The sequence below is a fragment of the Zoogloea ramigera genome, assembly GCF_006539865.1.
Lineage (GTDB): Bacteria > Pseudomonadota > Gammaproteobacteria > Burkholderiales > Rhodocyclaceae > Zoogloea > Zoogloea ramigera.
This window is the reverse complement of the sequence record NZ_BJNV01000115.1, coordinates 1-8,013: the sequence shown is the minus strand read 5'-3', so window position 1 is coordinate 8,013 and position 8,013 is coordinate 1. Positions and strand designations below refer to the sequence as shown.

At 72.3% G+C, this 8,013-nt stretch carries 7 protein-coding genes; all 7 read right to left on the bottom strand.

The genetic code is table 11. The annotated features are described in order from the left end of the window. Window positions 1-1,873: ATP-binding protein (locus ZRA01_RS19390; protein ID WP_141355022.1), on the bottom strand; the 1,873-nt coding region annotated here is incomplete at its 3' end. 1 nt (window position 1,874) lies between these two features. After that, complete coding sequence (locus tag ZRA01_RS19385) at window positions 1,875-2,546, bottom strand: hypothetical protein (protein ID WP_141355021.1); 672 nt, start codon at window positions 2,544-2,546, stop codon at window positions 1,875-1,877. Then, window positions 2,546-3,892 carry a hypothetical protein gene (locus tag ZRA01_RS19380; protein WP_141355020.1) on the bottom strand — a complete coding sequence of 449 codons (1,347 nt, stop codon included), beginning with the start codon at window positions 3,890-3,892 and terminating at the stop codon, window positions 2,546-2,548. Before ZRA01_RS19380 ends, ZRA01_RS19385 begins: the two co-directional genes overlap by 1 nt. Beyond that, a complete protein-coding gene (locus ZRA01_RS19375) occupies window positions 3,889-5,139 on the bottom strand; it encodes a hypothetical protein (protein WP_141355019.1) in 1,251 nt (416 codons plus the stop codon). Before ZRA01_RS19375 ends, ZRA01_RS19380 begins: the two co-directional genes overlap by 4 nt. Window positions 5,140-5,274: 135 nt before the next feature. Next, a protein-coding gene (prfB, locus tag ZRA01_RS19370; RefSeq protein ID WP_141355018.1) for a peptide chain release factor 2 occupies window positions 5,275-6,379 on the bottom strand; the annotation gives its coding sequence in 2 pieces (ribosomal slippage) (window positions 5,275-6,297 and window positions 6,299-6,379; 1,104 coding nt in all). A gap of 91 nt (window positions 6,380-6,470) precedes the next feature. Next, a complete protein-coding gene (locus tag ZRA01_RS19365) occupies window positions 6,471-7,070 on the bottom strand; it encodes a hypothetical protein (RefSeq protein WP_141355017.1) in 600 nt (199 codons plus the stop codon). A gap of 26 nt (window positions 7,071-7,096) precedes the next feature. Beyond that, window positions 7,097-8,013, bottom strand: a 917-nt coding sequence (locus ZRA01_RS19360; protein WP_141355016.1) for a pseudouridine synthase, incomplete at its 5' end; no start/stop codon positions are given.

Genomic DNA, 8,013 nt, shown 5'->3' with positions numbered 1-8,013 from the left:
GGGCGGCGATGGCGGCGGTGAGGCGCGCGCGGGCGGCGGGCAGCGCGGCCTCGGCGGCGTCGAAGGCTTCGGCGCGGGCGGCCAGCAGCTGGGCGGCCTCGATGCCGTGGAGGCGGGCGCGCAGGGCGTCGGCTTCTTCCTTGGCGGCGTCGAGCTCGGGGCGCAGCTTTTGTAGCCGCGCGTCGATGCTGTGCATGTCGGCATCGAGTTGCTTGAGGCGGGCGCTGCGGGCCAGCTCACCGAAGTGGAAGTCGGCGGGCTTGCCCAGGTGGCGGGCGCCGCGGCGCTCGCGGTGGTAGCCGTCGCGGGTGATCCATTCGGTCTCGCGGGGCGGGCGGCGGGCGGCGTCGGTGTCGTCGACGCGCTGGATGCGGCCGAGCAGGTCGGCCAGCCAGCGCGGCACGGCGTCGGCGAAGCGGATCACCTCGGCCAGCGAGCCGCGGGCGGGCGGCGGCGCGGGCTCGAGCTCGGGAACGATGAAGTGGCGGAAGCGTTCGGCTTCGCCCAGGGCCCAGGCGGCGTGGCGATCCTGTTCGCGGGTGAGCAGCAGCACGTGGCGGTAGGGGCGCAGCACGGCCTCGACGGCGCCTTGCCAGGCGGGGTCGGTGACCTCGACGATCTCGGCCAGCGCCCGGTGGGCGATGCCGGCCTCGCTGAGGCGGGCGCGGAAGCGGCTGACCTCGGGGTCGCCGGGCGGGCCGCGGTGGTCGCGGGTGGCGCGCAGCTGGGCGGTTTTCTCTTCGAAGGCGGCGATGGCCTCGCGCTCCTGGCGCTGCAGGTGCAGCAGGCGGACGTCGGCTTTGGCGTATTCGGCCTGCAGATCGACGGCGGCGTCGCCGGCCTCGCGGGCCAGGCGGGCGCGCAGGGCGCTGCGCTCGGCGAGGAGCTTGTCGAAGTCGCGCACGTCGTCGTGGGCGGCGAGGTGGTCTTTTTCGGCGTCGAGGTCGCGCTGGCGGGCGGCGTTGCGGGCGGACTCGGCGGCGGCCTTTTCGGCTTCGACGGCTGCGCTGCGCTGCCTGAGGGCGGCGAGTTCGGCCTCGCTCTGCGCGCGGTCGGCGCGGCTGCGGGCGATCTCGCCCCGGGCCAGCGCGATGTCGCGGATGAGTTCGGCCACTTCGAGGCGGGGCACGATCTCGCTTTCGAGGGCCAGGGCTTCGTCGTTGAGCTGCTTCCATTCGAGGTAGCGGTCGGCCTCGAGGCGCTTGGCTTCGGCCTGGGCGCGCAGGCGGTCGAGGTCGAGGCCGAGGGCGGAGAGCTCGCGCTCGGCGTTGTTCTGTTCTTCGCGGGCGGCGGCGTAGTTGTCGAGCACCTCCTTGTCACCGAAGACGTCGAAGACCAGCTCGAGGAGCGCCTTGGGCGAGTATTCGCAGAGCTTGTCGGTGTCGCCCTGCTCCAGCGCGAGCACCTTGGCGATGGCCGGGGTGAGGCCGCCCCAGGCGAGGCGGGATTGGTAGTCGCGGTAGCCGACCCACTCGACGGCCTTGTCGGCGTTGGCTTCGAGGGCCTCGATGGAGATGTCGCCGTCGGCGATGGCGTAGTCGCGGGTCCAGTCGCCGCCGGCGCGGCGGATGCGGCAGGCCAGCGTGACCTCGTCCTTCAGGCACGGAAAGAACGGCCGCTTGCCGGTGCTGCCCGGCCGGTTGGCGACCACCGCGCGGATCCACGCGAAGCTGCGGTTGGCGCGGCGCACGTAGCGGCGGAAGTCGCGCTTGCCCGAGCAGCGTAACCCGAACAGGGTGCGCAGGGCGTCGAGCAGGGTGGTCTTGCCGGAGCCGTTGGGGCCGACGATGGTGATGATCTGGGCGTCGAGGGGCAGGCTGAAGCGGCGCCAGTAGTCCCAGTGGACGAGTTCGAGCTGCTTGATGTGGAACATGTCAGAGGCCTTCGTCGGCGCCGTCGGAGTCGGGCAGCGGGTGGCCGGCCTGGGCGAGCACTTCGCCGAGGGTGCCGTGGATGATGCGGTCGGCGAGCAGGCGGTAGTCGAGCAGCACGTCGAGGAGCGGGCCCTCGAAGATCAGCCCGCCGCGCCGCTCGATGAAGCCGAGCTGGGCGAGGCGCGACAGCAGCTTGCCCTGCACGTAGGTCTTGTGGCCGAGCACCGGCGCAAAGTCGGCCAGCAGCGAGGCTTCCGACAGGCTGCCGGCGACCTCCTCGCCGTGGGGCAGTGGGGCTTCCTGGCCGAACATGTCGTGCTGGCCGTCGTCGATGAGCTTCTGGCGGTTGACCTGGCGTTCGCGCTTGGGCAGCACGATGAGCGCCCAGATGATCACCAGCAGGGCGATCTGGTCGCGGGTGAGACCGATGTTGCTGGCGGCGTATTCGCGGCCGGCGCCGAAGACGGGTTCGTGCACATCGTCGGCGAGGGCCACCGCCACGTGCTCGGCGTAGGGGTTGTCGATGAGCTGCAGGCCGACGGCGGCGAGGCGGGCTTCGAGCTCGGCGCGGAAGGCTTCGTCGACCAGCGCGCGGCGCACCTGCGGGTCGGTGCGCGGCAGGCTGCGGCTGGCCAGCAGGCGGGCGGTGAGGGTGCGGGCGGGGTGTTCCATCAGGCTTCGTCCGGGGGAAGGGCGGTGGCGTCGAGGACGGGTACGGCTTGGGGCGCGGGCAGGCTGCCGTGGGCGCCGACGAGGCCGGCCGACATGGTGGCGATCTCGTCGCTGCCGACGGCCACGGTGGCGGCGTCGAAGTGCACGTCGAGGGGCAGGCGCATGAAGTCGCCGATCGGGCCGTCGGCGGGCGCGTTGGATTCGCCCTCGGCGCCGGCGTCGGCGAGCAGGGCGAGCAGCGACAGGCGGTAGCTGGCGGCCGGGAAGCCGCCGCCGGAGACCAGCGCGGCGAGGGTCTCGGGGGCGTGGCCAGGCTCGGCGAGGCGGGCCAGGCGCTGGCTGAAGTGCTGCAGCAGGCGCAGGTCTTCGGGCTCGGGCTCGGCGCGGCGGGGGGCGGCTTCAAAGGGCGGCAGGGCGGTGTCGGCCTCGATCTGGCGGGCTTCGTCGGAGAGGGTGAGCTCGGCCCGGTCGAGGAGCTCGTGGCCGCCGGCGAGCAGTGTGAGCTCGGGCGCAGGGGCGAGCACGCCAGCGGCCAGCCCGGCGAGGTGGCGGACGTCCTGGCGGCGCAGCCAGCCGGCCACGTCGGAGGACGAGATGCCCGAGCCGCCCAGGGTGACCCGCTGGGCCTCGATCTTGTTGAGGGCGCGCTGGAAGGCGGCGTCGACCCGCGCCAGGCGCGACTGGGCGAGGCCGATGCGCTGGGCGACCCGGGCGAGCTCGAAGGAGACGTCCGGGTCGGCCAGGAGCTGGCGCAGCACCTCGGTGCCCTTCTCGATCCAGCGGGTGTTGGCGGACAGGCGGCGGCGGGCGTCGGAGATGCGGAACTCGGAGCCCGAGGCGATGGCGTCCTCGAAGTGCCAGGCGAGGTCGTTGAGCTTGCCGAGCAGGTGGCCGAGGCTCTCGGGCGTCACGTTGCCCATCGCCGTCTGGCCGGCCAGCTGGGTGGTGAGGAAGCCGAGCTCGAGGTCGTCCTCGGCGGCGAAGCCGAGCAGCATGCCGATGGCGGCCACCGCGTTGCGGCCGAGGTCGGAGAGGGCGTAGCGGTTGTCGTCGCCGATCTCGAGGAGGCCGTTGCCGCGCAGGCGGCGCAGCACGGTTTCGAGCTTCACGGGGTCGAGGAAGGCGAAGCGCTGGCGCAGCTGGTCGGGGCCCCAGCGCGGGGCGTCGGTCTCGCGGCCGATCTCGCGCAGCACCAGCAGGCGCATCAGCACCTCGGCCTCGCTGCCGTGGAAGAGGGTGCTGAAGGCGGCCAGCAGCGGGCGGGCCTGGAGCAGCGGGGCGAGCTCGGGCACCTCGTCGGGGGCGACGCCGGGGGCCAGGATCTCGTCGAGGCGGGCTTCGGTCATGGGGCGGGGCTGAACAGGGCGAGGGCGGCGATGCGCTGCTCGATGTCGTCGGCGACTTGCTGGTAAGCGGCGCTGCCGACGCGGCCGAAGCGGCGCCGGAATTCGTCGGTCTGCATGGGCTCGGGCAGGCCGTCGGTGGCGGGCATGATCGCCTCGCTGCCGAGCCCGCCGGCGAGGGCGGCGGCGAGGCGGGCGGGCTGGCGCACGGCCAGCTCGCCGAAGCGGGTGCCGGCGCGGTCGGCGGCCAGGTCGGCGAACGAGAAGCCGCTGCCGCCGCGGGCGTCGTCGACCTCCTTGTCGAGGCCGACGGTGTTGGCCAGCGGCTCGCCGGCCCAGGCGGCCAGCGCCGCGGAGATCGCGAAGTGCTGGGCGAGATCGTGGCGGCCCTGCAGGGTGAGGATCAACGGCCGGGGTTGTCGCTGGATCGTCGGCACCAGCAGCGCGATGTTCTTGCCGGAGAGCTGGGCGGCGATGACGAGGAGGGCGTGCCGGTAGGCGGCGGTGCGCCCGTCCGGGCCGGCCTCCTCGCCGGCCTCGAGGAGGATCGGGCCGAGGACGTCGGCGAGCTCGGCCTGGCGGCGGCCTTCGCCGACCCGGTTCATCACGTCCGCCAGGCGCTCGTGGGCGGCGGTGAGGCCTTGCTGTTCGGCCGGGGTGAGGGCCAGCGCGCGGGCCGAGGCGAGGAGCGCCGGCTGCCAGGTGTAGGTGAGGCGCAGGGCGTCCGGGGCCAGGCGGACCCGCGACACGCTGCGCTTGAGCTGCGCGAACTCGGGGGCGAAGGCGCTGACGCGCAGGCCCGCGTCGAGGGCGAAGGTGACGAGGGCGCCGGGCAGGGCGACGCGGCCCAGCTGGAGCACGTCGATGCGCCCGTCGGCCGCCAGCGCGGCGCTGGCGTTGAGGTGCTGCCCGGGGGCGAGGCCCGCCGGCAGCGGCCAGGTGTAGCGGAGTTCGGCGCCACCTTCGCGCAGCTGGATGGCGGCCCTGCCCGGCAGGCCGTGGCGGGCGGCGAAGTCGAGGAGGGCCTGCAGCTCGGGCCCGGCGATGCGGACTTCGCGGCTCGCGCCGGGCGGCAGATACCGTGGGTCGTTGGCGCGCAGGATGCCCTTCACCCGCTTGAAGCTCGCCGCCGACAGCTCGGCGGGGGGCGGCACCAGGGGCGTGGCGTCGACGGCCTGGAAGAGCAGCGCTGCGAGGGCGACGACGGCCGCGAGGGCGCAGGCCACGAGCCAGGTGAATAGGCGGAGCATGGGCAGGCTAGGTGTCGAGGGGGGCGGACGATGGGGTTGAGCGGGTGAGCTGGCGCGTGGCGCCGGAACCCGCCCGGCGTGGACGGCACAGGAGGCACCCGGGGTGCCTCCTGTGCCGCGCGTCCATCACATGCTTCAGACGCCCTGCTTGAGGCTGGCCTGGATGAAGCCATCCAGGTCGCCGTCGAGCACGGCCTGGGTGTTGCCGACTTCGTAGCTGGTGCGCAGATCCTTGATGCGGCTCTGGTCGAGCACGTAGCTGCGGATCTGGTGGCCCCAGCCGATGTCGCTCTTGGAGTCTTCGAGCTTCTGCTGCTCGCTCTGGCGCTTGCGCAGCTCGAGCTCGTAGAGGCGGGCGCGCAGCATCGACCAGGCTTCGTCCTTGTTGCGGTGCTGGGAACGGTCGTTCTGGCACTGCACGACGATGCCCGACGGGACGTGGGTGAGACGCACCGCGGAGTCGGTCTTGTTGATGTGCTGGCCGCCGGCGCCGGAGGCGCGGTAGGTGTCGGTGCGAACGTCGGCGGGGTTGATCTCGATCTCGATCGAGTCGTCGACTTCGGGGAACACGAACACCGAGCAGAAGCTGGTGTGGCGGCGGGCGTTGGAGTCGAAGGGGCTCTTGCGGACGAGGCGGTGGATGCCGGTCTCGGTGCGCAGGAAGCCGTAGGCGTACTCGCCGCCGACCTTGATGGTGGCGCTCTTGATGCCGGCCACTTCGCCTTCGGACTCTTCGAGCAGCTCGACGTTGAAGCCCTTGCGTTCGGCGTAGCGCAGATACATGCGCTCGAGCATGCCGGCCCAGTCCTGGGCCTCGGTGCCGCCGGCGCCGGACTGGATCTCGATGAAGCAGGCGTTGCCGTCCATCGGGTTGTTGAACATGCGGCGGAATTCGAGCTCGTCCACCCGGCCCTCGAGGGCGGCGGTGTCGGCTTCGACGGCCTGCATGGTGTCTTCGTCGTCCTCGGTGGAGGCGAGCTCGAAGAGGTCTCGGCAGTCGGCGAGGCCCTGGTCTATCTCTGCGAGCGTCACGACGACGCCTTCGAGGGTCTTCTTCTCCTTGCCGAGCTCCTGGGCGCGCGCGGCGTCGTTCCAGATGTCGGGGTCTTCGAGTTGCTTGCTGACTTCGATCAGCTTCTCAGCCTTGGAATCGTAGTCAAAGATACCTCCGAAGTTCGAGCTCTCGGGCCTTGAGGTCGGCGAGCTTGTTGGAGATGGCGTTGAGGCGTTCTGCTTCCATGGTCAAAGCCCTGAGGAATAAGGAAAAACGGCGGATTATACCGGCACCCGGCGCGCGCGCGAACCTGATTCGCGGCTGCGCGCGGGCGGGCTCAGCGCAACGCGGCGCGGCTCTTGCAGCTCTTGAAGCGGCTGCGGCACTGGCTGGCGCACAGGAAGGCCGCGTCCGGGTCGGCCTGCGGGCAGCTGAGCAGGCAGCGGGTGTTGGCTTCGATGCACTGGGTCACCGAGGCCGGCGCGGCGGACTTGCGGGCCGCGGCCGACTGGGTGTCGTCGGCCTCGTCGGCCGGCTTGCTCATCAGCCGGAAGCTGCCCCGTGAACCCGCGTCGCTGCGTTCGGCCTGGCGGTACTTGCCTTCGAAGATGTTCGCCGTGCAGGTGCCGGAAAGGTGGAGAACGGGGCCGGCGCCGGTCTGCACGTGAAAGTCGCACTTGCTGCCGTTCATGTCGCCCGAGGTGACGCGGCCGTTGCCCGCGTAGGGCGACTCGGCCTTGAACTCGCCGACCAGCAGGCCCTGCAGCTTGCGCAGCTCGATGCTCATCGAGACGGGCCCGCCGAAGTCGTCGGGCAGCAGCAGGCCCTCGTAGCGCCGCGCGTCGTCCGCGAAGCCGCTGCCGGCGGCGGTGAGGCCGACGACGAGCAGCAGCGTGGAGACGAGACGGCGAAAGTCGAGATGGCGGATGTCGGGCATGGTCGGCGGCGGGCGGAGGCGATGCGTCAGAATAGCTCGTTGGTGGCCAGGTAGCGCCACTGGCCGGGGGGCAGGTTGCCCAGCATCACACGCCCGATGCGCACCCGCTTGAGGCCGACCACCTTGAGGCCGACGAGCTCGCACATGCGGCGGATCTGGCGCTTCTTGCCTTCGCGCAGCACGAAGCGGAGCTGGTCTTCGTTGAGCCAGCTGACCTTGGCCGGGCGCAGCGCCTCGCCGTCGAGGGACAGGCCGTGGTTGAGCAGCCTGAGGCCCTCGGCGTCGAGCGTGCCTTCGACGCGCACGTGGTATTCCTTCTCGATGGCGGAGTCTTCGCCGATCAGCGCCCGGGCGATCCGCCCGTCTTGCGTGAACACCAGCAGGCCGATGGAGTCGATGTCGAGCCGGCCGGCGGGCGCCAGGCCCCGGTGGTGGGTGTTGAGGAAGCGCGTCTCGGAGGGGTCTTCGGCCCAGCGGTTCTCGGCGGTGATGAGCACGCTGGCCGGCTCGTAGCCGTCCTCGGCCTGGCCGGAGACGTAGCCGACCGGCTTGTTGAGGAGGATGGTGACGCGGCGGTCCTGGACGGTCTGGCCGCGGCGGTCGAGCTCGATGGCCTGCTCGGGCCTGACGCGGGCGCCGAGTTCGCTGATGACGCGGCCGTCCACCCGGACCCAGCCCTTCTCGATGTATTCGTCGGCCTCGCGGCGGGAGCACAGGCCGAGCTCGGCCATGCGCTTGGAGAGGCGCAGGGTGCCGTCGTCGCGCTGGGGTTCGGCAGGGGCGGGGGCCGGGCGGGGTTCGCCGGACCACTGCTTGCGCTCGTGGCGCGGCGGGCGGGCGTCGCCTTCCGGGCGGGGTGCGCGCTCGCCGCGCTCGGGGCGGTCACCGTAGGGGCGGGCCGGGCGGTCACCTTCGGGGCGCGGGCTGCGGTCGCCGAAGCCGC